The organism is Kitasatospora sp. NBC_01287 (assembly GCF_026340565.1).
GTDB lineage: Bacteria > Actinomycetota > Actinomycetes > Streptomycetales > Streptomycetaceae > Kitasatospora.
Genome location: NZ_JAPEPB010000001.1, coordinates 3,170,615 through 3,196,349, shown reverse-complemented (window position 1 = coordinate 3,196,349; position 25,735 = coordinate 3,170,615). Strand labels below are relative to the sequence as shown.

Sequence of the window (25,735 nt, the reverse complement as noted above, 5' to 3'; positions counted from 1 at the left end):
CAGCGGCGATTGCGCCGGGTGATCCGCGCGACACCGAATCGGGTGTGTCCGATCGGGACAGCGGCCTAGATCTAGTGGTTACATAGGTCCCCGTGGCCCACAGGTTGTGGTCCCCGGTACTTGATCATGGTGGGCGTCGCCTAGACTGGACGCTGCTCGCCCGCCAGCCAGACCCAGAAGGGAGTCGGTCCCGTGCACTGCCCCTTCTGCCGGCACTCGGACAGTCGCGTGGTCGACAGTCGCACCACGGACGACGGCAGCTCGATCCGCCGCCGCCGGCAGTGCCCCGACTGCGGCCGCCGCTTCACCACGGTGGAGACGGCCGCGCTGATGGTGATCAAGCGCAGCGGGGTGACCGAGCCGTTCAGCCGGGAGAAGGTGATCTCCGGCGTCCGCAAGGCCTGCCAGGGCCGACCGGTCACCGAGGACGCCCTCGCGCTGCTCGGCCAGCGGGTCGAGGAGTGCGTGCGGGCCAGCGGCAACGCGGAGCTCTCCACCCATGACGTCGGGCTGGCCATACTCGGCCCGCTCAAGGACCTGGACGTGGTGGCGTACCTGCGTTTCGCCTCGGTCTACCAGGCCTACGACGGGCTGTCGGACTTCGAGGCGGCCATCACGGAGCTGCGCGGGGCCGAGCTCCCCGGGCCGGCTCCGGCCGAGGGCGGCGCTGCGGCCGCCCTCCCCGCCGCGGCGCCCTAGGGCACCAGGCGGCGAGAAGCGCGGCCCGCAAGGGCCGCGGGCGCGTCCGGAAACGGCGCGCGAACCCATACAAGCGGTGCGAACCGGTCGGCCTGTCCGGCCTGCCCGCACACCAGGAGAAGCGAAGAAGCAGCGATACCCCTCTGCGCTGAAAAGCGACAATTGGGGTATGCGGGGCGTATGCCCAGGAGGAGGAGAAGCAGTGACAGACACGACGAGCGGTTCCGCACGCGGGTCGAAGTCCGAGAAGGCGGGGAAGGGGGCCGGCAAGGCTCCCAAGGGCGGCCTGCGGATCGAGCGCATCTACACCACTCCTGGGGTCCACCCCTACGACGCGGTCAGCTGGGAGCGGCGCGACGTCGTCATGACCAACTGGCGTGACGGCTCGATCAACTTCGAGCAGCGCGGCGTCGAGTTCCCCGACTTCTGGTCGGTCAACGCGGTGAACATCGTCACCTCGAAGTACTTCCGCGGCGCGGTGGGCACCCCGCAGCGCGAGTGGAGCCTCAAGCAGATCATCGACCGCGTGGTGCTCACCTACCGCGCCGCCGGTGAGAAGCACGGCTACTTCGCCACGCCCGCCGATGCCGAGACCTTCGAGCACGAGCTGACCCACGCCCTCCTCCACCAGGTGTTCAGCTTCAACTCGCCGGTCTGGTTCAACGTCGGCACCAAGCAGCCGCAGCAGGTCAGCGCCTGCTTCATCCTGGCCGTCGACGACTCCATGGACTCGATCCTCGACTGGTACAAGGAAGAGGGGATGATCTTCAAGGGCGGCTCCGGCGCCGGCCTGAACCTCTCCCGGATCCGCTCCTCCAAGGAACTGCTCTCCTCCGGCGGCAACGCCTCGGGTCCGGTCTCCTTCATGCGCGGCGCCGACGCCTCGGCCGGCACCATCAAGTCCGGCGGCGCCACCCGCCGCGCGGCCAAGATGGTCGTGCTGGACGTCGACCACCCCGACGTCGAGGCCTTCATCGAGACCAAGGTGAAGGAGGAGGAGAAGATCCGCGCGCTGCGCGACGCCGGCTTCGACATGGACCTGGGCGGCGACGACATCACCTCCGTGCAGTACCAGAACGCCAACAACTCGGTCCGGGTCTCCGACGAATTCATGCGGGCCGTGGAATCCGGTTCGGAATTCGGTCTGCGGGCCCGGATGACCGGCGAGGTCATCGAGACCGTCGACGCCAAGAAGCTCTTCCGCAAGATGGCCGAGGCCGCCTGGGCCTGCGCCGACCCGGGCATCCAGTACGACTCGACCATCAACCACTGGCACACCTGCCCCGAGTCGGGCCGGATCAACGCCTCCAACCCCTGCTCGGAGTACATGCACCTGGACAACTCCAGCTGCAACCTGGCCTCGCTGAACCTGATGAAGTTCCTGCGCGACGACGACACTTTCGACGCCGGGACCTTCGCCAAGGTGGTCGAGCTGGTCATCACCGCGATGGACATCTCGATCTGCTTCGCCGACTTCCCGACCGAGAAGATCGGCGAGACCACCCGCGCCTTCCGCCAGCTCGGCATCGGCTACGCCAACCTCGGCGCCCTGCTGATGGCCACCGGCCACGCCTACGACTCCGACGGCGGCCGCGCGCTGGCCGGCGCGATCACCTCGCTGATGACCGGCACCGCCTACCGCCGCGGCGCCGAACTGGCCGGCGTGGTCGGCCCGTACGACGGCTACGCCCGCAACGCCGCCCCGCACCAGCAGGTCATGAAGCAGCACGCGGACGCCAGCAACGCCGCCGTCGCGGTGGACGAGCTGGACGCCCCCGTCTGGGCCGCCGCCACCGAGACCTGGCAGGACGTGCTCCGCCTCGGCGCGCAGAACGGCTTCCGCAACGCGCAGGCCTCGGTGCTCGCCCCCACCGGCACCATCGGCCTGATGATGGACTGCGACACCACCGGCGTCGAACCCGACCTCGCCCTGGTCAAGTTCAAGAAGCTGGTCGGCGGCGGCTCGATGCAGATCGTCAACAACACCGTGCCGCGCGCCCTGACCCGGCTCGGCTACCACGGCGAGTCGGTGGAGGCGATCGTCGCCCACATCGGCGAGCACGGCAACGTGCTGGACGCCCCGGGCCTGAAGACCGAGCACTACGAGGTCTTCGACTGCGCGATGGGCGAGCGCTCCATCTCGCCGATGGGCCACGTGCGGATGATGTCGGCGATCCAGCCGTGGATCTCCGGCGCGATCTCCAAGACGGTCAACATGCCCCAGGACGCCACCGTCGAAGAGGTCGAGGAGATCTACTTCGAGGCGTGGAAGCTCGGCGTGAAGGCGCTGGCCATCTACCGCGACAACTGCAAGGTCGGCCAGCCGCTCTCTGCGAAGACCAAGGCCACGGCCGCCGCCGCGGTGCCGGCCGCCGCCGAGAAGCAGGTCGAGAAGCAGGTCGAGAAGGTCGTCGAGTACCGCCCGGTCCGCAAGCGCCTGCCCAAGGGTCGCCCGGGCATCACCACCTCCTTCACCGTGGGTGGCGCCGAGGGCTACATGACCGCCAACTCCTACCCGGACGACGGCCTCGGCGAGGTCTTCCTGAAGATGTCCAAGCAGGGCTCGACCCTCGCGGGCATGATGGACGCCTTCTCCATCGCGGTCTCGGTCGGCATGCAGTACGGCGTCCCGCTGGAGACCTACGTCTCGAAGTTCACCAACATGCGCTTCGAGCCGGCCGGTCTGACCGACGACCCGGACGTGCGGATGGCCCAGTCGATCGTCGACTACATCTTCCGCCGCCTGGCGCTGGACTTCCTGCCGTTCGAGACCCGCTCGGCGCTCGGCATCCACTCCGTCGAGGAGCGCCAGCGCCACCTGGAGACCGGCTCCTACGAGCCGCTGGAGGAGGACGTCGACGTCGAGGGGCTGGCCCAGTCCGCCCCGCGCGCCGTCGAGCCCGCCGCCAAGCCGGAGCCGGTCGCCGCGCCCGCCGCCAAGGCCCCGCACAACTCGACCGAGCTGCTGGAGATCCAGCTCGGCCTGAACGCGGACGCCCCGCTCTGCTTCTCCTGCGGCACCAAGATGCGCCGTGCGGGCAGCTGCTACCTCTGCGAGGGCTGCGGTTCGACCAGCGGCTGCAGCTGATCCCAGCCGCCGGCTGCCGGGTCGGCGGCGGCTGCGGCTGATCTCGGCCACCGGCTGCCGCGGCTGATTTCCACTGGTCCCGGCCGACGGTTCAGCCCGCTCAGCGGTGCGGAGCGGTGATGCGGGGCGGGAACCCACGGGTTCCCGCCCCGTTCGCGTCCGCTGACCGGTGCAGGGTTGGCGTACATCACGTCAACTGGCTGGTTGAGCATGTTTGCCGAATCGATATGATCTGGTGACCGCGTGAACTGATCATGAACCTCCCGGGCTGCGGGAGCTGGTGCGCTGTCGCCTGCCCTGGCTCCGACCCCCGCCGAGGAACCGCGCCATGACCGCACGCTCCCGCTTGTCCGGCAGACCTGCCGCGCTGCTCGCCGCCCTGGTGGCAGTGGGAGCGGCGGGCGCCGCCCTGGCTGTGGCCGTGAGTGCCGCGCCGCCGGGGGAGCGGTCGGTGGTGGGACTCTGGGGAGCGGTGGCGGCCGCCGTGTGGTCGGTGGCCGCCGTGCTGGGTCTGGCGCAGCGGCGGCGGGCCCGCCGGCTGGCCGGCGAACTGGCCGTCAGCCGCGGCAAGGGGGAGGCCGCGCTGGCCGCCGTGCTGCGCGCGGAGGCCGCCACGGCGAGTGCGACGGCCCAGGCGCAGGCCGCCCGGGCCCGGGCGAATGCGGCTCACACCGAGGCCGAAGCGGCCCGGGTCGAGATGCTGGCCGCTCGCTCGGAGGCCGTGGAGGCCCGCTCCGAGGCGGCTGCCGCCCGGGCCGCGGCCGACGACGAGCGGGCGGAGCTCGTGCTGCTGGCCGAGCGGACGGTCCCGGAGGTGGTCCGCCTGCTGCGGGCCGGGGCCTCGGTGGAGACCGTCCTGGTGGCACACCGGCAGACCGCGCACGAGGACCTGATCGGTCTGCTGGCCAAGGAGATCGCCTACGGCGAGCGGCAGCGGGCGGCGGCGCTCGCGGTCTGCGCGACGGCGGCGGGCCGGGTCCAGGCGCTGGCCACCAGCATGCACGCCGAACTGCGCGAGATGGAGCACCGGCACGGCGAGGAGGTGCTCGGCGACCTGCTCCGGCTCGACCACAGCACCGCCCAGGCGGGCCGGTTGGCCGACAGCATCGCCGTGCTGACCGGCGCCCGCAGCGGGCGGCGCTGGAGCAGGCCGATCCCGGTGGAGAGCGTGCTGCGCGGGGCGCTCGGCCGGATCAACGCCTATCAGCGGGTGCGGCTGCACTCGGCCAGCGGCGCGGCGGTCGCGGGCTACGCGGCCGAGGGGGTGATGCACGTGCTGGCCGAACTGATGGACAACGCCGCCAACTTCTCGGCGCCGCCGGCCGAGGTGCACATCTACGTCGAGGAGTTGCACACCGGGCTGGCGATCACGGTGGAGGACGGCGGGCTCGGGCTCTCCGAGGTCTGGCTGCGCCGGGCCGAGCAGGCCGTCTCCGGCGAGCCGCTGGACCTGACCACGCTCTCGGCCGGCACCCGGCTCGGGTTCGCGGTGGTCGGCGCGCTGGCCCGCAAGCACGGTCTGGCGATCTCGTTCCGCCCGTCCTCGCGGGGTGGCACGGGCGTGGTGATGCTGGTGCCCGATCAACTGGTGGTGCGGCAGGAGCAGTTGGCGACGGACCAGGAGGCGTGGGCGGCGGCCGGCGATGCGGCCGGGGCGGTGCCGGCGCTGCCGTCGGCTTCGGGCCTTGCCGTTGCTCCGGCCGTTGCTCAGGCCGTTGCTCAGGCCGCTGACGTGTCCGTGGACGAGGACGGCCTGCCCAGGCGGCGGCGCGGCCAGACGCTCGCGACCGGCAACGGCACGCCCGCCCCCACCGGCGCAGCTGCCCCCACAGGCACGGCTGCCACCGGCGTGGTGGCTCCGCTCGGCGGCACCCTCACCGCGGCCCGGTTCGGCGCCTTCCGCCAGGGCATCCGCAGCAGCACCCAGCGCGCCGACGCCACCACCCCGCTCGCCCAGCTCGCCCCGATCACCCCGGACACCCCGGACACCCCGAAGGACAACGCCTGATGAGCAGCACCACCGACCGCGATCTCGGCTGGCTGTTGGAGAACCTCCTGGCCGACACACCCGCCTCCCGGCACGCCCTGGTGCTCTCCGCGGACGGCTTGAAGCTCTGCCACAGCTCCGGGTTGAGCGCCGATCAGGCCGACCAGCTGGCCGCCATCGCCTCCGGCATCCAGAGCCTGGCGCACGGCGCCTCGATCGAGTTCGGCGACGGTGCCGGCGGGGTGCGGCAGTCGATGACCGAGTTCCACGGCGGCATCCTGTGCATCGTGGCGGCCGGGCACGGCACCCACCTGGCGCTGGTGACCGACGACAGCGCCGATGTGGGCCTGGTCGGCCACAACATGCACGGTCTGGTCGAGCAGATCGGCGAGTTCCTGAGTGCGCCGCCGCGCGGGAACGACGCCGCCGCGGACGCGTGACGCGGCCCCCGCGGCCCCCGCAACCCGCGTGGCACCCGCGGTCGGCTCCGCCGGACGGCCCGGACCGGCTGTACACCGTGACCGGGGGGCGCAGCCGGGTCGGGCCGCACGCCTTCGACGTGGCCACCCTGGTCGTCACCGAGCAGCGCCCGGTGCCGGGCATGCAGTCCGAGCACGCACGGATCCTGCGGCGCTGCGAGCGGCCGACCGCCGTGGTGGAGGTGGCGGCCGAACTGGGCCTGCCGATCAGCGTGGTGAAGATCCTGCTCGGCGACCTGCTGGCGGCCGGTCGGATCACCGCCAGGCACCCGCGGTTCGCCGTCCAGGCCCAGTCGCCCGATCTCGACACGTTGGAGCAGGTGCTGCGTGGACTCCGAAGGCTCTGAGGCCGGCCCGCTCGCAAGCGGGTGCTGATCGAACTCGTCAACCAGCTGTACGTCCGTGTCGCAGGCGCCGAGGGCGCGAGCGCTGATGAGGTAGAGGAACAGGAGAGCGACTCGTGACCGAGCCCGCACCCACCCCGCCGCCCGGCTGCCCCGCGCACCGCGCGGCCGCGCAGCTGTACGGGCCGCGCTTCCAGACCGACCCGGCCCAGGTCTACCGCGAGCTGCGGGCCGCGCACGGTCCGGTCGCCCCGGTCGAGCTGGCCGGCGCGGTACCCGCCTGGCTGGTGATCGGCTACCGCGAACTGCGGTTGGTGACCGGGCAGCCGGGGCTCTTCGGCCGCGACTCCAGCCGCTGGAACGCCTGGCCGAGGATCCCCGCCGACTGGCCGCTGCGGCCGATGACGGCCCCCACGCCGTCGATCCTCTACACCGAGGGCGCCGAGCACCAGCGCCGGTCCGCCGCGATCACGGACGCGCTCGCCGCGGTCGACCCGTACGAGCTCAAGAAGCACTGCGAGCGGCTGGCCGACCGGCTGATCGACGAGTTCGCCGGGCGCGGCGAGGCGGACCTGGTCACCGAGTACGCGCACCGGCTGCCGCTGCTGGTGCTCTGCTGGATGCTCGGCCTGGATTCGGTGCAGGCGCCGGTGCTGATCGGCGGCCTGGTCGACATGCTGGACGGCGGCGCGCGGGCGCAGCAGGGCGGGCAGACGCTGCTTCGGATGATGGTGGACCTGGTCGAGGACAAGCGCGCCGCGCCCGGGGTCGACATCACCTCCCGGCTGCTGGTCCACCCGGCCGGGCTGGACGACGACGAGGTGATGCGCGATCTTCGGGTGCTGCTGGCCGCCGGCCACCAGCCGACCGCCTACTGGATCGCCAACGCGCTGCGGCTGATGCTCACCGACGAGCGGTTCGCCGCCTCGTTCTCGGGCGGCCGGCGCAGCGTGGGGCAGGCGCTCACCGAGGCGCTCTGGGAGGACACGCCCACGCAGGTCTTCGCCGGTCGGTGGGCCACCAGGGACACCCGGCTCGGCGGTCAGCGGATCGCCGCCGGCGACCTGGTGCTGCTGGGCTTCGCGGGGGCCAACGCCGACCCGGCGGTACGGCAGCCGGACGGTGCCACGGCCGAGGGCAACCACGCGCACCTGAGCTTCTCGCACGGTGAGCACCGCTGTCCGTTCCCGGCCCAGGAGGCGGCGGAGGTGATCGCCGGCACGGCGGTCGAGGTGCTGCTGGACCGGCTGCCGGACCTGCGGTTGGCGGTGGCGGAGCACGCCCTGGTCTGGCGGCCCTCGGCCTGGGTGCGGGCCCTGGTGGCGCTGCCGGTGGCGTTCACCCCGTCGACGAGCGTCGGAGGTGCCTTCGGATGACCGGCCTGGTGAGGCTGGACCCCCTGGCGCGGGACAGCGCCGGGGAGGGGGAGCGGCTGCGCGCGGCGGGACCGGTGGCGCGGGTGGAGCTGCCCGGCGGGGTGCGGGCGTGGGCGGTCACCCAGCACGCGGCCGCCCGGGCGCTGCTGACCGATCAGCGGCTGGTCAAGGACGCCCGGCACTGGGCCGCCTACCAGCGCGGCGAGGTCCCCGGTGACTGGCCGCTGATCGGCCTGGCGGTGCCCGGGCCGAGCATGGTGACCGCCGACGGCGAGGAGCACCGGCGCCTGCGCGCGCTGGTGGCACAGGCGTTCACGCCGCGGCGGGTGGAGCTGATGCGGCCCCGGGTCGAGCGGACCACCGCCGCACTGCTGGACGCGCTGGCCGCGGGGGAGCCGGAGGTGGACCTGAAGTCCGACTTCGCCTTCCCGCTGCCGATGACGGTGATCGGCTCGCTGCTGGGGGTGGACCCGGCGGACCACGGTTACCTGCGCGAGCTCTACGAGCGGTTCTTCAGCAGCGTGCCCGACCCGGCGGGCATCCAGGCCACCATCAAGGCGCTGAACGCCTTCGTGGCCGACCTGGTCCGCCGCCGCCGCGCGGCGCCCGGCGACGATCTGACGAGCGCGCTGCTCGCGGCCGATGTCGAGGGCAGCGAGCTGACCGACGCGGAGGCGGCGGCCACCCTGCGGGTGATCATCGCGGCGGGTCACGAGACCACGGTCAACCTGATCAGCAACGCCGTGCGGGCCCTGCTGGGGCACCCGGACCAGCTGGCGCTGGTGTGCTCGGGCGCGGTGCCCTGGTCGGCGGTGGTCGAGGAGTCGCTCCGCTGGACGCCGCCGACCAGCAACTTCCTGTTCCGGTACGCCACCGAGGAGATCGCGGTGGCCGGCGTCGTGCTGCCGGCCGGGGAGCCGGTGCTGATCTCCTACAACGCGATCGGGCGGGACCCGCTGCGGCACGGGGTGACGGCCGAGCTGTTCGACGTCACCCGGGACCCGGTGCGCCACCTCTCCTTCGGGCACGGGCCGCACGTCTGCCCCGGCTCGCCGCTGGCCCGGCTGGAGGCGCAGGTGGCGCTGCCCGCGCTCTTCGCCCGCTTCCCCGGCCTGGCACTGGCAGTGCCGGACGAGGAGCTGCGGCCGAGCGCCTCGGTGGTGGTCAACAGCCTGCGGGAGCTGCCGGTCCGGCTGCGCTGATCGCGGGTCGGGCCCGCGGCGGCGGGAGCTGACGAGAGGTCAACTCGTGCTGCTGCCATGCGGTGCGGGAAGTCGGGTGGTCCGATGTCCCGCACCATTGGCGTGTCCGGGGCGGGGCGAGGGTAGGTATGCCGGACGCGGTCCACCACGTGGTGAAGTGTGACGGGAACTCTTCACAGTGAAAGTTGAATGTGTCCTTGGCGTCTGATGACGGGTGCGTTAACGTCTTCAAGCCAGTCGCCGTCGACCTGGCCGTGGCCGCCGTTGCCATGGCCGCATTTCGACTTCCGGTTCAGCGCAGTGTCATGTGGTTCGTCCCAGGCCGCAGGAGAACACTTTGAACATCACGATGAGTTCCCGGCTCCGAAATCGACTCCTGGTGGCTCCGGCGCTACTGGGCCTCTCCCTCGCCGCGGCCTGCTCCAACAGTTCGAGCGGCGGTGGGAGCAGCGCCAGTTCGGCACCACCCTTGTCGGCGGCGTGCGCCAAGTACCAGCCGTACGCGGGACACTCCGGAACGACGGTGACGATGTTCGCCTCGATCCTGAGCCCGGAGTCGGACTCGCTGGAGAAGTCCTGGGCCGAGTTCAGTTCTTGTACCGGAATCAAGATCTCCTACGAGGGCTCCAACGACTTCGAGTCCCAGCTCCCGGTCCGGGTGGCCGGCGGCAACACCCCTGATCTCGCGATCATTCCGCAACCCGGCCTGCTGGGCCAGATGGTGAAGACCGGGAAGGTCGTCAAGCCGCCGGCCCGGACGGTGGCCAACGAGGACCAGTGGAGCCCGATCTGGAAGACCTACGGCTCGGTCAACGGGACCTTCTACGCGGCGCCGATGAGCGCCAACATGAAGTCGCTGGTCTGGTACTCGCCCAAGGCCTTCCAGGCGGCGGGCTACAGCGTCCCGAAGACCTGGGCCGACCTGATGGCGCTCAGTGACAAGATCGCCAAGGCGGGCAGCAACGGCAGCAAGCCCTGGTGCGGCGGCCTCGGCTCGGGCACGGCGACCGGCTGGCCGGCCAGCGACTGGCTGGAGGAGGTCGTGCTCGGCGGCCAGGGCGCGCAGGTCTACGACGACTGGATCAGCCACAAGGTCAAGTTCGGCGATCCGCAGATCACCCAGTCCATGCAGACGGTGGCGGGCTGGATGCAGAACCCGGCCTGGGTCAACGGCGGTATCGGGGACGTGAAGTCGATCGCCACCACGACCTTCCAGGACGCGGGCGCGCCGATCCTCACCGGCAAGTGCTGGATGCTCCAGCAGGCCTCCTTCTACGAGGCGCAGTGGCCCAAGGGCACCAAGGTCGCACCGGACGGCGACATCTTCGCCTTCGCGCTGCCGCCGGCGAACCCGGCGCTGCCCGCCCCGGTCGAGGGCGGCGGCGAGTTCGTGGCCGCCTTCTCCAGCCGGCCCGAGGTGCAGGCGGTGCAGAACTACCTCTCCTCGACGGACTGGGCCTCCAGCCGGGTCAAGGTCGCGCCCGGCTGGGTCTCGGCCAACCGCGGTGTGGACCAGAGCCTCTACACCGATCCGATCGACCAGCTCTCGGCCAAGGCGCTGACCGACAGCTCCGCCGCCTTCCGGTTCGACGCCTCGGACATGATGCCCGCCGCGATCGGCTCCGGGGAGGAGTGGAAGGCGCTCACCGCCTGGTTCGCGGAGGGTGAGTCGGTGCAGAAGGTGGCCTCGGACATCGACGGCGCCTGGCCGCAGTAGCACCGGCCGCAGTAGCACCCGCTGCAGCAGCACCTGTTGTGGCAGCACCCGCTGCAGTAGCGGCCGGCCGCCAGGACACCCGCTCGTCGGAAGGACCTGCCCGCATGCCCGTGACCAGTCCTCTACTCGCCGACTCGGCCTGGAACGACGCCGCGATCAAACTGGGCAACAGCTTCGGGGCGATCGCCGGCTTCCTGGGCATCCTGTTGGTGGTCTTCTTCGCGGCCGGCCGGGCGACCGGGCGGTTCGGCCGCCCGCTCGCTATCGCGGTCTTCCTCGGTCCGGCGGTGCTGCTGCTCCTGGTGGGCCTGGTGGCGCCGCTGATCCGGACGGTCTACCTCAGCTTCCGCAACGACGACAGCACCAAGTTCCTCGGCGCCAAGAACTACACCTGGGCCTTCACCAACGACTCGATCCACCAGGTGCTCCTCAACACCCTGCTCTGGCTGGTCGTCGCCCCGTTGGCGGCCACCGGCCTGGGGCTGGCGCTGGCCCTGCTGGTGGACCGGATGCGCTGGCAGTCGCTCTACAAGTCGCTGATCTTCATGCCGATGGCGATCTCGCTGGTCGGCGCCAGCATCATCTGGAAGTTCGTCTACGACACCCGCAGTTCCGCGCAGGCGCAGATCGGGCTGCTCAGCCAACTGGCGGTCTGGCTGGGCTGGAAGAACCCGCCGAACTGGATCCTCTCCCACCCGTTGAACGACTTCCTGCTCATGGTGGTCATGGTCTGGGTGCAGACCGGCTTCGCCATGGTGGTCCTCTCCGCGGCGATCAAGGCGATCCCCGACGAGGTCACCGAGGCCGCCCGGCTGGACGGCGCGGGCGGGCTGCGGCTCTTCTGGTACGTCACGGTGCCGATGATCCGCACCACGCTGGTCGTGGTGCTGACCACCGTCATGATCGTCACGCTCAAGGCCTTCGACATCGTCCGCACCATGACCGGCGGCAACTTCGGCACCCAGGTGCTGGCCAACGAGATGTACTCGCAGTCCTTCGTGCAGTTCAACGTCGGCCGGGGCAGCGCACTCGCGGTGATCCTCTTCCTCGCGGTCCTCCCACTGGTCGCCTACAACATCGTCCAACTGCGCAAGGAGCGGGCCACCCGATGAGCAGTCAGACGTCCGACCAGCCCGTCCTGTCCGCCGCCCGACCGCTGCCCGCGGCCAAGGCCGTCCGCAAGTCGTTCAGCAGCCCGCTCGGCTCGCTCTTCGTCATCGTGGTCACGATCCTGTGGACGATCCCGACCTTCGGGCTGCTCGCCACCTCGCTGCGGCCGCAGCAGGACGTGGCCGTGAGCGGCTGGTGGAACGTCTTCGCCCACCCGAACCTGCTCCTCTCCAACTACCACACCGTCCTGTTCGACGGCGGATACGGCGTCCAGGGCGGACTGATGCCCTATCTGGTCAACTCGCTGGCGATCAGCGTGCCGGCGACCGTCTTCCCGCTGGTGCTGGCCTCGATGGCCGCCTACGCACTGGCCTGGGTGCGGTTCCGGGGCAGCGACACCCTCTTCTTCCTGATCTTCGCGCTGCAGGTGGTCCCGCTGCAGATGGCCCTGATCCCGCTGCTCCAACTCTTCTCGGGCGGCGCGCACCTGGGCGGGGTGACCGTCATCCCGAAGTTCGACCTGAGCGGCACCTACGCCCCGGTCTGGCTGGCCCACACCATGTTCGCGCTGCCGCTGGCCACCTTCCTGCTGCACAACTTCATCTCCCAGCTGCCCCGCGACCTGATGGAGGCGGCGGTGGTCGACGGGGCCACGCACTTCAAGATCTTCCGGTCCATCGTGCTACCGCTGTGCACGCCCGCGCTGGCCTCGTTCGCGATCTTCCAGTTCCTCTGGGTCTGGAACGACCTGCTGGTGGCGCTGACCTTTGCCGGTGGCACCCCCGAGGTGGCGCCGATGACGGTCCGCCTGGCCCAGCTCTCCGGCTCGTTCGGCGGGCACTGGGAGGTGCTGACCGCGGGGGCGTTCCTGTCGATCATCATCCCGCTGCTGGTCTTCTTCGGGCTGCAGCGCTACTTCGTCCGCGGGCTGCTGGCGGGCTCGGTCAAGGGCTGACGGCGGGGGCGGGTCGCCGGGGGCGGGAGCAGAGCAGTCCCGGACTGCTCCTGGCCCGCTCCTGGCGTGCTTCCGGACTGCTCCTGGCCCGCTCCTGGCCCGGCCCGCTCCTGGTCGGGACCGGTTCGCTCCCGGTCCACTCCACTCCTGGTCCGCCGTAGGGTGGAGCTGCGCGGCCCGTCGGCTGCTCCTCACCCGCCCTGGCCGCCCGAGTCGAAACGGACCGCTCCATGCCGTACCAGCCACCGACCCACAGCGTGGAGCGCTCCCTGCGCCGCACCGGCGCGACGCTCGTCGCCGGCCTGGACGAGGTGGGGCGCGGGGCCTGGGCCGGCCCGGTGACGGTCGGCGCCGCCGTGACCGGCCTGCGGCGCCCGCCCGAGGGGCTCACCGACTCCAAGCTGCTGACCCCGCGCCGTCGCGAGCAACTGGCGCCGGTGCTCGCGGACTGGGTCACGGCCTACGCGCTGGGGCAGGCCTCCGCCCTCGAATGCGACGAACTCGGCATGACCGCCGCACTGCGCCTGGCCGCGATCCGGGCGCTGGAGGCGCTCCCGGTGCGGCCCGATGCGGTGATCCTGGACGGCAAGCACGACTACCTGGGCGGCCCTTGGCGGGTGCGGACGGTGATCAAGGGCGACCAGAGCTGCGTCTGCGTCTCGGCCGCCTCGGTCCTGGCCAAGGTGCACCGGGACGGCCTGATGGCCGAACTGGCGCCGGAGTTCCCGACCTTCGGCTTCGAGGACAACGCCGGATACCCCTCGCCCGTGCACCGGGCAGCGCTGGAGGAGCTCGGCCCCACCCAACACCACCGGCTCTCCTGGGCCTTCATGGACGCCCTGCCCCGCTGGAGCCACCTCAAGCGTTCGCGGTTCGCGGCAGAGGGCGACGAACAGCTCACTCTGGGTTTCTGACTGTTCATCAGGAATACTCCTCGGTGGCACGTTCCGCTGATCGGGTCGATGGCATGCTGCCCAACAGGTGGGGCGCCCGTGCGCACCCGACCGGCATTTGATAGATATCCGGGTATGCCTGTCTTCCCCGAGGAGCCGGAGATTCACGAGAGTATCCCGGGGCCCGGCGTTCCCTTCCCCCGCGAGTCGGACGCACAAGCCCCCAGCACGCCTGCCACCGGCAGCGCGTTTCCTGTCAGCCCTACCGCTGCCGGTCGTCCGGTTGCCGGTCGTACCGCCGGAGCACCCGGCAGTCTCGCTGTCCAGGGCGCCCATGCTGCCCTTGGCAGCTCCGTGGCGTCCGGCGGCCCCGGCGCGCGGCCGGCAGCCGAGTCCGGCGCCGTGCGGCCCGGCCCGGCGGCGGCGCAGGTCCCCGGACCTCGCCCGGTGCCGCCTCGCCCGGCCGCGCCGCGCCCTCAGATCCCCAAGCCCGGTCCGCGGCCGGCTCCGGTGGGCCCGGCCGTCCAACTGCTGCCGGCCGCTCCCGGGAGCGCCTTGGAGCGGGCTGACGAGGCGGTGGACCAACTGCTGGAGTCGGGGCGCAGCCCCGGCGACATCCTCGTCCTGACCTCCGGTCAGTCGCACCCGTGGCAGCAGCACGAGTTGTCCTTCGGTGCGGACCGCTACTGGGCCCAGCTGGCCGAGGCCTCCGACGTGTTCTACGCGGACCTGGCGCTGAACCGCCCGGCCAAGCGCGAGGTGGTGATCCTCGTGCTGGACAGGGAGGGGCGCGCGGCCGGGCGGGAGTCCGAGCGTGCGGCGGCGGTGGCGAAGGCGCGGACGCACGCCGCGTCGTTGCTGGTGGTCTGCGGGGCGACGGATCAGCTGACCGGTACGGCCTTCGCCGGCGGACAGCCGGCCCTGGCCTGAACGGTGCCCTGGCCTGAACGCTGCCCTGGCCGGCCGGTCCGCCGTGGCCCCGCTGCGCGGGCCACGGCGGACCGGCCGGCCGCTGGCTGCTCGGCTGCTCGGCCGCCGGTCCTGCGGTGGGGGCGGCGCTCCTCATGGCGGCCCGTGCAGAGGTTGACCTGTCCGCGGGACCGCCCGTGCGTGGGATGGCCCGGGTGTGAAGTGGCCCGGGTGTGAAGTGAGCGCATGGAGCGTCCCGTGCGTCCGCGGAGAGGTCGACTCCGCCGGGTCGGGCTCCGAACAGGAGCGGGCCCAGGCCGCCGACACTGCCGCGTAGGCCGCCGGCATCGTTGCGTCGCGGTCAGGCAGGGCCCGACCGCGGTCAGCGGGCGATGTGCCGCATCGGCTCCGGGCCTGCTGCGGAGGCGGGCCACGGACGGGCCGATCGGGTGTACTCCGAGGCCGGCCGGACGGTCGGGGCGCCGCGCCGCGGCAGTTCGGAGACCGTCGGCAGAGCGGAGACGGTGTGCACCGGCCGCTCGGACCAGGAATCCGCGTGCGGCGTCCGTCCCGAGCGAACCTCCCCGAGCACCTGCCAGCCGCTCGGGGTCAGCGCGACGTAGGCGCCGCAGCGCAGCCCGTGCAGCGACGCGGTGTCGCGCAGTGCCCACATCCAGCCGCCGTCCTCCTCGGTCCAACCGGGTGCGCCGTCGCGGCAGCACAGCAGGACCGCGGTCCTGCGGGGGACGGGTAGTCGGAGGTCGTGCGCGATGACCCGGCGCAGCTGGGGGAGCAGCGCATTGCGCAGCAGCCAGCCGTCCGTGACCGGCGGCCGCAGCGTGACGGAGGCGGAGGCGACCACCCGGTGGTCGACGTCCAGTACCGCGATCACGCTGGTGCCCGGCTGGGGCAGATGGCGCTGGTGCAGATCGACGACCAGCTCACGTGGGTCGCGCAGCAGCGGGACACTCGCGTCCGACCAGCTGGCAAGGTCGACGCAGCGACCCGTGACGGAGGGAAGCTGACCGCGGTCTACGCCGTGGATCATCGTCCTCCTTCCCGGCCCGTGCTTGCACGGGCACCTGCGTACGCCGAATACAGGTCCTTGGGACCAGCAGCCGGGTACGCTGCAATTCTCACGTCAGATGGCCGGACCGGCAACGATGAAATGATGAATGCCGCCCGAAAGCTGGGGATCTGCCAGATATATTCCCTGGATGGCTCAAGCTCCGCTCCTCCCTTCTGGGCCAGCCGTGTCCTCCGCTCCAGGCGCCGTGCCCTGTCACCCCTGAACCGCCAGGACCAGCGGCAACACGGCTTGCGCGCCCGCCCGCCGCAGCAGCCGGGCAGCCACCGTGACCGTCCAACCGCTGTCGACCAGGTCGTCCACCAGGAGTACCGGCCCCGAGGCACCGGCCAGCGATTGCGTCAGGTCGGCGGGCAGGGCCAGGGCGCCCGCGAGTGAGTGCAGCCGCTGGGCGCTGTTGCTGCGCGCACCTTGCGGAGGCCGGCCGTCGACGTAATCGATCCGACCGAGCAGTGGCAGCCGTCCGATCTCCGCGATCCGCGCCCCCAGCGTGCTCACCAGCTGCGGACGATCGGCGGACGCCATGGTGACGACTCCGACCGGGCGACCGGTCTCCGGCTCGTTCCCGGCCCAGCCGCCCGGTCCGCGCGCCCAGTCGGCCAGCACCGTGACCAGCGCGTCCAGCAGGTCGGCGGGCACCGGGCCGTCCGGGGCACCATCGGCCAGCAAGGTGCGCAGCCGACCTCCCCAACCGATGTCGGAGAGCCGGCCGAGCGCCCGACCGACCTGGGCCTGCTCGTCGGCCGGGATCCGCCCCTTGAGGGGCACGCCGAGTGTGTCCATCCCGGTGGGCCAGAGGCGGCGCGGCTCGAAGCTGACACCGGGGCGGCCCAGCGCGGCGCGGGCTGCGTCCAGGGCCTGGGCCGACACCTCGGCACTGTGCCGGGGACCGGCGCAGTTGTCGCAGCGTCCGCACGGCGCGGCCTGCTCGTCGTCCAGCTGGCGGCGCAGGAACTCCATCCGGCAGTGATCGCCGCTGGCGTACTCGCGCATGGCCTGCTGCTCGTCCGTCCTGGCCTGGGCGACCTTGGCATAGCGCTCGCCGTCGTAGACCCAGGGCTCCCCGGTGGCCAGCCAGCCGCCGCGCACCCGGTGTACCGCGCCGTCCACGTCGAGGACCTTGAGCATGGTCTCCAGCCGGGCCCGGCGCAGGTCGACCCGAGCCTCCAGGGCCGCGGTGGAGAGCGGCCGTCCCGCCTCGGCCAACGCGCCGAGGGTCCGCAGGACTTGTTCCTCGGGAGGGAAGCCGAGCGAGGCGAAGTACCGCCAGATCGCCTCGTCCTCACGGCCGGGCAGCAACAGGACCTCGGCGCGGTCCACCCCGCGCCCGGCGCGGCCGACCTGCTGGTAGTAGGCGATCGGTGAGCCCGGGGATCCGAGGTGGACCACGAAACCGAGGTCGGGCTTGTCGAAACCCATGCCGAGCGCTGAGGTGGCCACCAGGGCCTTGACCCGGTTGGCCAGCAGATCGGCCTCGGCGCTTCGACGCTCGGCATCCTCGGTCCGACCCGAGTAGGAGGCGACCGCGAACCCTCGGCCGCGCAGGAAGTCGGTGACCTCTTCCGCGGCGGCCACCGTCAGGGTGTAGACGATGCCCGAGCCGGGCAGCTCGTCCAGGTGGTCGGCGAGCCAGCCCAGGCGGTGGGCCGGATCGGGCAGCGGCAGCACCGCGAGGCTCAGGCTCTCGCGGTCGAGCGGGCCGCGCAGCACCAGCGCGCCGCTGTCGGAACCGGCGGTGCCCAACTGCTCGGCTACGTCCGCGGTGACCCGGGCGTTGGCCGTGGCGGTCGTCGCCAGCACCGGGACACCGGGGGAGAGGTCGGCCAGCATGGTGCGCAGCCGGCGGTAGTCGGGCCGGAAGTCGTGGCCCCAGTCGGAGATGCAGTGCGCCTCGTCGACCACCAGCAGGCCGGTCGAGGCCGCGAGCTTGGGCAGCACCTGGTCACGGAAGTCGGGGTTGTTCAGCCGCTCCGGGCTGACCAGCAGGATGTCCACCGTCCCGGCCGCCACCTCGGCCTGGATCTCCTCCCACTCCTGCGGGTTGGCGGAGTTGATCGTGCGGGCGTGGATCCCGGCCCGGGCAGCCGAGTCCACCTGGTTGCGCATCAGCGCGAGCAGGGGGGAGACGATCACCGTGGGCCCGGCCCCGGCCGACCGGAGCAGCGCGGTGGCGATGAAGTAGACGGCCGATTTGCCCCAGCCGGTGCGCTGGACGACCAGCGCCCGGCGGTGGTCGACGACGAGCGCCTCGATGGCGAGCCACTGATCATCGCGCAGCCGGGCCTGCGCCCCGGCGAGCTCGCGAAGCACGGTCTCGGCCCGCTCGCGAACGGCGCTTCGGTCGAGCTCGGTCGGGGCGGCGGAGGCGGCGGCGCCGTCGTCGGGGCCTCGGTGGTCGGGGGCTGGCACGGGCTGGTCCATGGCGTCTATGTAACCCTGCCGGACTGACGCGGGGCGAACCGGTGAGCCGCCCTGTGGACAACTCGCCTGTCGACCGAGATGGTTCATCCGACTGGGGCAATCGGGTTGTCCACAGGGGCGGGTTGTCCACAGCTGAAGAGAAATCTCCGTGAGGCCGGTGCGCTCGGCCGCACTCTTCCGTCATGACTCACGACGACCCGACCACCGCGTCCCACCTCCGGCTCCCCGGAGACCACCTGCTGCAGATGCACGGCCCCGCGGACATGGCCGCGATGCTGCCCTACCTGCTGGGCTTCTACCCGGACGACAGCATCGTCGCGGTCGCCCTGTACGGCCCGACCGGTCAGCACGGCGGAGCGATCCGGGCGGACATCCCCGAGGATCCGAATACCTGGCCGACCGCCGCCGCGGGCCTCCTGCAGCTGCTGGTCGAGCTCTCGGAGGAGCGGGAGCGGCGTCCTGACGCGGTCCTGATCTACCTGTGCCGTGATCCCGAGCCGGGGGCCCGCCCGGTCGTGACCCAGCTGCGTCCGCTCGCCGACCAGCTGCTGCTGGCGCTCCGGGCGCTCGGTGTCCGGCCCAAGGAGGCGCTCTGCGTCTCCGGCGGCCGCTGGTGGTCCTATCTCTGCACGGATCCGGGCTGCTGCGATCCCGATGGCACCTCGGTCGTCGCGGGGCGGGATCCGCGCGCGGTGGTGGCCGCCGCCACCTATGCGGGCCTCGCGCCGCGCGGCAGCCGCAAGGCCATCGCGGCCGCCTTCAGACCGATCAGCGCGTCGGCGGCGGATGCGCAGCGCCACGCGTTGGAGTTGGAGCTGAGCCGGCTGATCAAGAGCCTCGCCGCGCCGGACGGCGAGGCGCGGGAGCTGGAGGCCACCCAGCGGCTGATCGCCCAGGCCATGGCAGCGGCCGGCACCGACCCGCTGCGCCTGGACGAGGGGCAGGTGGCCCGGCTGCTGGTCGGCCTGCAGAACCGGACCAATCGTGACTGCGGCGCCGAGTACGCCGAGCCGGACGAACTGGTCGCCGCCCAGCGGCTGTGGCGCTTCCTCACCCGGCGCTGCGTGCCGCCCTACGACGAGTTCGCGAAGGCACCGCTCACCCTGCTGGCCTGGACGTCCTGGCTCGCCGGCGACACGGCGACCACCCGGGTCGCGTTGGCTGAAGCGCTCGAACTGGATCCCGCCTACACACTGGCCGACCTGCTGTACCACTCGCTCAACAGCGGGCTGGAACCGGACGGCCTGCTCCGGGTGGTGCGCGCGGAGCGCGTCCGCCGGGCAGCCCGAGGAGGCCGAGGCAGCGAGTCCGGCTCAGCGCCACAAGCCTTTGCCGACGACTTCGATGACGAATCGTCAGAGCCCGTCGAGCCGCCCGCCGAACCAGTGGCTCCGGCAGCCGGTCCGACCGGGCGCCGGGCGCCGCGCCCGCCTTCCATGGTGGAGGTGCGCCGAGGCACCGACCGGTCCGACCGCCGCACCCCGGGACTGCCCACAGCGGGCCCAGCGGCCGGGCCGAGCGCAGGGCCGAGCCCGTCCGCTGCGAGTGGCCAGGGGGTGGTCCCGCCCCAGCGCGGCCGCAGGGGCCCCGGAGAGTCGCAGCAGCGGCTGGCCGCGCCACAGCCGCCTCCTGCTTCGGACCAGTCGGCGGGCGGCTCGGCGGTGCGGCCGGAGGTGGCGCACGGCCTCTTCGCCGGGCTCGCGCACCTCGCCGCTCGCTGTCGCGGCCGGAAGGCCAACACCACCACGATCGGAGCCTGACATGACCAGCCGCCCGCTCCCGCCCCGGCGTACGTCCCACGCACGGACCACCTCGGTGCCCGCTCCGGCATCGCGGACCGTCCTGGGGCCGACGTCGCAGGAGCCGCCTGCCCCGCAGGAGCTGTGCCCGCCGCCGGATCCGTCTTCTTCCCCCGCTCTGCCCACTGCTGGCACATCGTCCCCAAGGGCGCGCGCCGCACGGATGGCGGCCGTGCCGCCGATCCGGCCCACCGGTCCGTCCGCTCCGTCCGGTGTGGTGTTCCGCCCGCCTGGGTCCCCCCAGCCCCGGCTGGTTGCCGGCCCCCGTTGCCCACTCCGGCCCGGCACGACGGACGCCGTCGCCGTACCGCCGCGACGGCCCGCCCGCCCGCCGAGGTGCCGATCGGCCCGCGGTGCGAAGATCCCGCGCACCGCGCGCCACGGCTGCTGGCCGCCGCTCTCCCGCGACCGGCGCTGTTGTCGACCGCTACAGCTGGCCGCGGACCATGCGGATCAGCCGGTCCAGCACCTGTCCGCCGCTGACGCGCAGGCCGTCGTGCTCCCACTCGTTGGTCACCCAGGTCCGCAGGCCGCGGACAGCGTCAGCGGTGGCCAGCGAGTCGGCGGTGTCGACGTACATGTCGTCGTGGTAGACGGCGGCGGCCACCGGGACCTGGTTGGCCGCCAGGACGTCCGGCGCGTAGAGGTCGGGCCAGTCCGCACGCTTGGCCAGCAGGTCCGCCGTCTCCTGCAGTGGGTGCAGCGCCGGATCGGTCTCGAACATCCAGGGGTAGATCATCTCCCCGGTGAAGCGCACCGGGGCACCGTCCTCCAGCGCCCGGATCGCGTCGAACTCGGGGAATTCGGCGCGGACCTGCTCGGCGGCCCAACCGGACGGTCCGGGGTCCACCGACCGCTGCCCGTAGATGGACTCGTGCAGCACGGCGTAGAGCGGGCTGTCGGCGAAGGAGAGCTTCGCCTGGGCGCCCGCAAGGAAGGTGTCGGAGAGCTCCAGTCCCGCGCTGCCACGGACCCAGGCGTCCTCCAGCAGGTAGTGCAGGGTGTCCGAGCCGCTGCCGGCGCCGAGCAGCAGCCCGAGCGCCTGGAACGACCGGACGGTCAGCTGCCCGCCGCCCGGCAGTGCGGCGGGTGCGGCTGCCAGGTGCTCGGCGATCCGCCGCACGACCTCGACGTCCTGCGGGTAGCGCGCGTAGTGCGCGGCGTTCTTCCGTGCCACTCGCGGGTACGCCGCCCGGTACACATCTGCCGCGCTGCTGCGCAGGCCTGCCAGACCACCGGTCACCAAGGCCTCGCGCAGTCCCTCGGGGGCCAGCGACAGGTAGGTGAGCGTGCAGAAGCCGCCGAAGCTCTGCCCGAGCAGGCTCCACCTGCCCTGCTCGCCCAGCAGCCGGCGCCTGATCATTTCAGCGTCACGGACGATCGAGTCGGCGCGGAAGTAGGAGAGGTACTCGGCCTGCTCGGCCGCGCTGCCGCGCAGCGGCAAGGTCTGCCGCGTCGCCGGGGTCGAGCGTCCGGTGCCGCGCTGGTCGAGCAGCAGTACCCGGTAGTCGTCCAGGGCCCGGTCCAGCCAGCTGTCACGACCCAGCGGTCGGGCCGCCCGCCCACCGGGGCCGCCCTGCAGGTAGAGCAGCCAAGGCAGTTCGGCGCGCTCGTTGCCCACCGCGACCACCTCGCGGGCGTAGACCTCGATCTGCTCGCCCTGCGGAGCCGTGTGATCCAGCGGTACCTGGAAGAGATGGTCGGTCAGGACGACGCCAGGCTGTCGGATCACGACGGACATGAGACTCCTCGGTCTGTGGTCGGTGCGGCGGGTGCGCGCATGATTCCGCGAGTGTTGACGCCGACGACACCACCTGAGCTGGTCACGAGTGCGGGTCGGCGTCGACCAGTGGACTTCCCGGTACGGGCAGTGCCACCTCGGCACCGTATCCTGACGCCGAGTGAGCGCCACCCTTGCCGTCCGCTCAAGGGCGCCCGGCTCCCGTTCGTGCCACAGCGAGCGCAGTGGGGCGCCTGCCGTGCCCCGGTTGCCCCGACCACCTTGGTCCGCCGTGCGGCGGGGCGTGACCTGTGCCCGGTGCGCTGCGTTCACTCAGGGGGGCGCCACCGAGCCCGCCGTGGTTGGTGGCCCCCGCGATGGGGGAAGGCGAGACCGGTCGATCCGGACCAGGCCCACGGTGATCCCGGCACTCCGCCGGGGGGAGCCTGGCCGAGCGCGCGCGTGAGAGAGACCACCCACGGCGGTCGTGGCCTGCGGGCCCGCCCCGCCGGTCGACAGGAGGAGAGCTCGGTGACGGCCCCCAGGTCAGCACAGACCGCGCTGCCGGCCGAGACGGTCGGTGGCTCCCGGACCGTTCCCGGGCGGCCCGAGCCGTCCGGCGGCGGTCCTGGCCGTCCGGCGGCGCAGGCCCGTCGGCTGCCCGTGTCCACCCATGCGGATGTGCTCTGCGTGAGTGCCCCGGCGATGGCCGCCTCCGGCTCTGACGGGCAGCTGCGCGGGTACGGACTGCACGGCTTCTTCCGCTCAGGCGTCCGCGCGTTGAGCCGGATGGAGCTGAGGGTCGGCGGGGCGGAGCCGCTCGCGCTCCAGGGCGACCTCTCCTCGGCGTCCCAGGTCCGGTTCCTCGGCGCGGTCCGACTGCCCGGTGAGTTGGACCCTGATCCGGCGCTGACCGTGGAGCGCCTGCGCCATGCCGACGGCTCGGAGACGATCACCTTGCGCAACGCCGGCGGTCGGCCTGCCCGGCTGCCGCTGGAGATCGCGCTCGGCACCGACCTCGGCAGCCTCGCGGAGATCGCTGCCGGGGCCCGCCCACCGGACGTTCCTGGCCAGGTCCAGTCCGCAGGCCTGCGCTGGATCGGGCGTGGCCACAGCGCGACGGTCAGCGCCAAGCCCTCGCCGCACGCGGTCCTGGCCGGCGCGGGGGTGCTCCGCTGGGACCTTGAGGTGCAGCCAGGCGCCCGCTGGTCGGTGGAGCTCCGGGTGGAGGTGGAGACCACTGCCACCACGACCACCGTCCGTCCGGCGATCGGCCGCGGTGCCGGCGTGCCGGCACCCTGGACGGACGTGGCGATCCGCTGCGACGACTCCCGGGCCGAGTTGCTGATGACCCGCTCGCTGGACGCCCTCGGCGCACTCCTGCTCGCCGACCCCGACCGGCCGACCGACCTCTACACGGCGTCAGGAGCGCCGTGGCGATTCGGGTTGGCCCCGGCTGACGCCCTCTGGGCCGCCCGGTTCACGCTGCCACTGGGTACCAGGCTGGCCGCGGGCACGCTGCGAGCGCTGGCGCGCCGTCAGCAGGCACTGACGCCCCGAGCGGGTGGGGGCGCCGTTGCCGGCAGTGGTGGGGGTGCCGCCGTCGGAGCCGCCAAGTCCGAGGGGATCATCCCAGGACCGCTGCGCCACGGCGGTCCTGAGCTTCCGCCCTCCTGCACCGCCACTGAGGCGACCCTGCTCTTTGTCACCGTGCTGGCCGAGGCCTGGCGCTGGGGCATGCCCCGGCAGGAGGTCGCGGAACTCCTGCCCGCCGCTGAGCGGGCCCTGGCCGCACTGCGCGCGGCCGACGAACACGGTTTGGTCGACGGCTTCGTCACCGACTTCGGCCGCCTGTCCGAGGACCGTGCGGCGCAGCCGGCAACAGCGCGCTGTGAGGTCCAGGCACAGGCGCATCGGGCCGCCCTGCACGGAGCCGAGCTGCTGGAGGCCTTCGGTCGACCGGGCGCCGCGGCCTGGCGGGAGTGGGCCGAGGGGCTGCGCGCCCGGTTCCGGGAGCGGTTCTGGGTCGATGACCTGTCCGGTGGCCGCCCGGCAGCTGCCTTGTCGGCCGGCGGGCGACCGCTTCCCGCGGTGGCCGCTTCCTTCGTCCACCTCCTCGACCTGGGACTCGCGGCGGACGGCGGCGCGCTGCCCGGCTTGCTCGACCGGGAGCAGACCAGGCTGCTGGCCCACCGGTTGGTTGCCCCCGAGCTGGACTGCGGCTGGGGTCTGCGCACGCTGAGTGCCAAGTCGGCCCGCTTCAACCCGCTGGGCCATCGCAGCGGCGCGGTCCGGGTGCAGGAGACGGCCATGGCTGCTGCCGGCCTGGCCGAGGCCGGGTTCGAACGCGAGGCAGGTGTCATGCTCGAGGGGCTGCTCGCGGCCTCCACCCACTTCGCCGGGCGTCTGCCCGAGATGTACGCGGGGGAGCAGCGCCTGCCGGACTGCCCGCCCGCGCCCCACCCGGCGGCCTGCCGTCCGGCGGCCGGGTCCGCGGCAGGCGCCGTGCACGCGATCCTGGCCCTGGCCGGTGTCCGCCCGGATGCTCCGGCCAAGCGCGTGGTGGTTCGCCCGGCAAGTACCGCCCCGCTCGGCGAGCTCGAACTCTCCGGGCTGCGGGTGGCCGGGGAGCCGTTCGCGGTCCGGGTCAGCCGAATCGGTGTGGCAGTGGTGGAGGAGGCCTCTGCTGATCTGCAGTTGGGGGCGAGCTGACACCAGGCGGACGGCACCACTTCCCACGGCGCACTTCCCATGGCAGCCCGAGGAGCACCGGCACATTGCGCTGATCCGAGCCGGGCTGAGCTTGGCTGAGTCTGGTTCAGCCGAGCCTGGCGCCGACCGGCTCACCCGGCTCACCCCGGCTGAGCCGGATTGCGCGACCTCGTGTTTATCGTCAGAAAGACGACTATGATCGACGCCATGTCGCGCTATGACCCGTCGGCCTTTCCCCCGTTCGCAGTCACGGTCGACCTGGTGGTGCTGACGGTCCGGGAGCACGAGCTCTGCGCGCTGCTGGTGCGCCGGGGCGAGCCGCCCTTCCAGGGCTACTGGGCACTTCCTGGCGGCTTCGTGCGCCCGGACGAGGGCCTCGGTGAGGCGGCCTCACGCGAGCTGGCCGAGGAGACCGGCCTGCGCGCCCACTCCAGCGCGGGCCAGGCGGCAGCCGGCGCACACCTGGAGCAGCTGGCCACCTACGGTCATCCGCAGCGTGATCCGCGGATGCGCGTGGTCAGCGTGGCCCACCTGGCGCTCGCACCCGACCTGCCCACCCCCAAGCCGGGCGGTGACGCGCGGGGCGCCCGCTGGGCACCTGTCAGCGAATTGCTCGGGCCTGGCCTGGCGGACCGTGATCCACTCGCCTTCGACCATGAGTTGATCCTCGCCGAAGGCGTGGAGCGCGCCCGTTCCAAGATCGAGTACTCCGCGCTGGCCACGGCGTTCTGCGCGGAGGAGTTCACCGTGGGCGAGTTGCGGCGCGTCTACGAGGCGGTCTGGGGGGTGGCGCTGGACCCGCGCAACTTCCACCGCAAGGTCACCGGTACGCCAGGCTTCCTGGTGCCCTCCGGCGGCACGACGACCCGTCAGGGTGGCCGCCCTGCACAGCTGTTCACCGCAGGCGGCGCCACCGTGCTCAATCCCCCGATGCTGCGCCCGGAGTCCTGAGGCCAAGGCGGCCCGCCGGCCCCGGGCTCGCGGCCGGGCTCGCCGAGCCGTCCGTCGGCGGCCCGGTCGGCCACCGCGTCGGCCACCGCGCGGCTGCCGAGCCGTCCGTCGGGCCGGCCGTCGAACGCGGACCGGGTCGTCCGGGTGAACGCCGGTGCGGTTGCTGTCCCCTGATCGAGTGAGGTGGGCAGCCTAGTTGTCCGCGCCGCCTGGGCAATGCCCGAAATCTCCCGATGCTCCCCCTAGGGTGCTGAATTCGGAGCGGGCGCTGAACCCGATGCGGCCG

The 25,735-nt window shown here is 72.5% G+C and carries 19 protein-coding genes; 15 read left to right on the top strand and 4 right to left on the bottom strand.

From position 1 onward, the window contains the following. The first annotated feature begins 192 nt into the window (after positions 1 to 192). The 7 genes from nrdR to OG455_RS13310 all read left to right on the top strand — a co-directional run bounded on the left by nrdR (position 193) and on the right by OG455_RS13310 (position 9,175). Entirely contained in the window at positions 193 to 699 is a 507-nt protein-coding gene (nrdR, locus tag OG455_RS13340; RefSeq protein WP_266293375.1) for a transcriptional regulator NrdR, read from the top strand. Positions 700 to 901: 202 nt separating this feature from the next. Then, positions 902 to 3,787: a vitamin B12-dependent ribonucleotide reductase gene (locus OG455_RS13335; protein ID WP_266293374.1), complete on the top strand. Its 2,886-nt coding sequence runs from the start codon at positions 902 to 904 to the stop codon at positions 3,785 to 3,787. A 328-nt stretch (positions 3,788 to 4,115) separates the two neighbouring features. After that, positions 4,116 to 5,795, top strand: a complete 1,680-nt coding sequence (locus OG455_RS13330; RefSeq protein ID WP_266293373.1) for a sensor histidine kinase KdpD — start codon at positions 4,116 to 4,118, stop codon at positions 5,793 to 5,795. Further along, positions 5,795 to 6,214, top strand: coding sequence for a roadblock/LC7 domain-containing protein (locus tag OG455_RS13325; RefSeq protein WP_266293372.1), 420 nt, complete (start codon positions 5,795 to 5,797; stop codon positions 6,212 to 6,214). Before OG455_RS13330 ends, OG455_RS13325 begins: the two co-directional genes overlap by 1 nt. Continuing rightward, on the top strand, positions 6,211 to 6,600 hold the full coding sequence (locus tag OG455_RS13320) for a DUF742 domain-containing protein (RefSeq protein ID WP_266293371.1): 390 nt from the start codon (positions 6,211 to 6,213) through the stop codon (positions 6,598 to 6,600). The genes OG455_RS13325 and OG455_RS13320 overlap by 4 nt, the downstream gene beginning before the upstream one ends. A gap of 113 nt (positions 6,601 to 6,713) precedes the next feature. Beyond that, positions 6,714 to 7,973 (top strand): cytochrome P450, encoded by a 1,260-nt coding sequence (locus tag OG455_RS13315; RefSeq protein WP_266293370.1) that lies wholly within the window; start codon positions 6,714 to 6,716, stop codon positions 7,971 to 7,973. Continuing rightward, complete coding sequence (locus OG455_RS13310) at positions 7,970 to 9,175, top strand: cytochrome P450 (protein WP_266293369.1); 1,206 nt, start codon at positions 7,970 to 7,972, stop codon at positions 9,173 to 9,175. The genes OG455_RS13315 and OG455_RS13310 overlap by 4 nt, the downstream gene beginning before the upstream one ends. Before the next feature lie 303 nt (positions 9,176 to 9,478). Here OG455_RS13310 and OG455_RS13305 read toward each other — a convergent pair whose 3' ends face one another. Continuing rightward, positions 9,479 to 9,784, bottom strand: coding sequence for a hypothetical protein (locus OG455_RS13305; protein WP_266301095.1), 306 nt, complete (start codon positions 9,782 to 9,784; stop codon positions 9,479 to 9,481). Between OG455_RS13305 and OG455_RS13300 the strand changes: the two genes are divergently transcribed. The 5 genes from OG455_RS13300 (at position 9,705) to OG455_RS13280 (ending at position 14,780) form a co-directional block, all read left to right on the top strand. Continuing rightward, positions 9,705 to 10,892: an ABC transporter substrate-binding protein gene (locus OG455_RS13300; protein WP_266300757.1), complete on the top strand. Its 1,188-nt coding sequence runs from the start codon at positions 9,705 to 9,707 to the stop codon at positions 10,890 to 10,892. The genes OG455_RS13305 and OG455_RS13300 overlap by 80 nt on opposite strands. A gap of 104 nt (positions 10,893 to 10,996) precedes the next feature. Further along, positions 10,997 to 12,004: a carbohydrate ABC transporter permease gene (locus OG455_RS13295; protein ID WP_266293368.1), complete on the top strand. Its 1,008-nt coding sequence runs from the start codon at positions 10,997 to 10,999 to the stop codon at positions 12,002 to 12,004. Continuing rightward, positions 12,001 to 12,957 (top strand): carbohydrate ABC transporter permease, encoded by a 957-nt coding sequence (locus OG455_RS13290; protein WP_266293366.1) that lies wholly within the window; start codon positions 12,001 to 12,003, stop codon positions 12,955 to 12,957. The genes OG455_RS13295 and OG455_RS13290 overlap by 4 nt, the downstream gene beginning before the upstream one ends. Before the next feature lie 230 nt (positions 12,958 to 13,187). Further along, positions 13,188 to 13,871: a ribonuclease HII gene (locus OG455_RS13285; protein WP_266293364.1), complete on the top strand. Its 684-nt coding sequence runs from the start codon at positions 13,188 to 13,190 to the stop codon at positions 13,869 to 13,871. Positions 13,872 to 14,297: 426 nt separating this feature from the next. Next, on the top strand, positions 14,298 to 14,780 hold the full coding sequence (locus OG455_RS13280; RefSeq protein WP_266293362.1) for a hypothetical protein: 483 nt from the start codon (positions 14,298 to 14,300) through the stop codon (positions 14,778 to 14,780). Between the two features lie 361 nt (positions 14,781 to 15,141). Here the strand turns inward: OG455_RS13280 and OG455_RS13275 are convergent, their stop codons facing one another. Both OG455_RS13275 and OG455_RS13270 read right to left on the bottom strand, forming a co-directional pair. Further along, positions 15,142 to 15,807, bottom strand: coding sequence for a hypothetical protein (locus OG455_RS13275; protein WP_266293360.1), 666 nt, complete (start codon positions 15,805 to 15,807; stop codon positions 15,142 to 15,144). A gap of 234 nt (positions 15,808 to 16,041) precedes the next feature. After that, complete coding sequence (locus OG455_RS13270) at positions 16,042 to 18,267, bottom strand: RecQ family ATP-dependent DNA helicase (protein WP_266293359.1); 2,226 nt, start codon at positions 18,265 to 18,267, stop codon at positions 16,042 to 16,044. 182 nt (positions 18,268 to 18,449) lie between these two features. Here OG455_RS13270 and OG455_RS13265 point away from each other — a divergent pair, with 182 nt between their 5' ends. Further along, on the top strand, positions 18,450 to 20,027 hold the full coding sequence (locus OG455_RS13265; RefSeq protein WP_266293358.1) for a DUF4192 domain-containing protein: 1,578 nt from the start codon (positions 18,450 to 18,452) through the stop codon (positions 20,025 to 20,027). A 466-nt stretch (positions 20,028 to 20,493) separates the two neighbouring features. Here the strand turns inward: OG455_RS13265 and OG455_RS13260 are convergent, their stop codons facing one another. Then, on the bottom strand, positions 20,494 to 21,807 hold the full coding sequence (locus tag OG455_RS13260; protein ID WP_266293357.1) for an alpha/beta fold hydrolase: 1,314 nt from the start codon (positions 21,805 to 21,807) through the stop codon (positions 20,494 to 20,496). A 510-nt stretch (positions 21,808 to 22,317) separates the two neighbouring features. On the opposite strand from OG455_RS13260, the gene OG455_RS13255 reads away from it, so the two are divergent. Then, positions 22,318 to 24,498 (top strand): glycogen debranching N-terminal domain-containing protein, encoded by a 2,181-nt coding sequence (locus OG455_RS13255; RefSeq protein WP_266293355.1) that lies wholly within the window; start codon positions 22,318 to 22,320, stop codon positions 24,496 to 24,498. 207 nt (positions 24,499 to 24,705) lie between these two features. Beyond that, positions 24,706 to 25,449, top strand: a complete 744-nt coding sequence (locus OG455_RS13250) for an NUDIX domain-containing protein (RefSeq protein ID WP_266293353.1) — start codon at positions 24,706 to 24,708, stop codon at positions 25,447 to 25,449. Positions 25,450 to 25,735 lie beyond the last annotated feature (286 nt).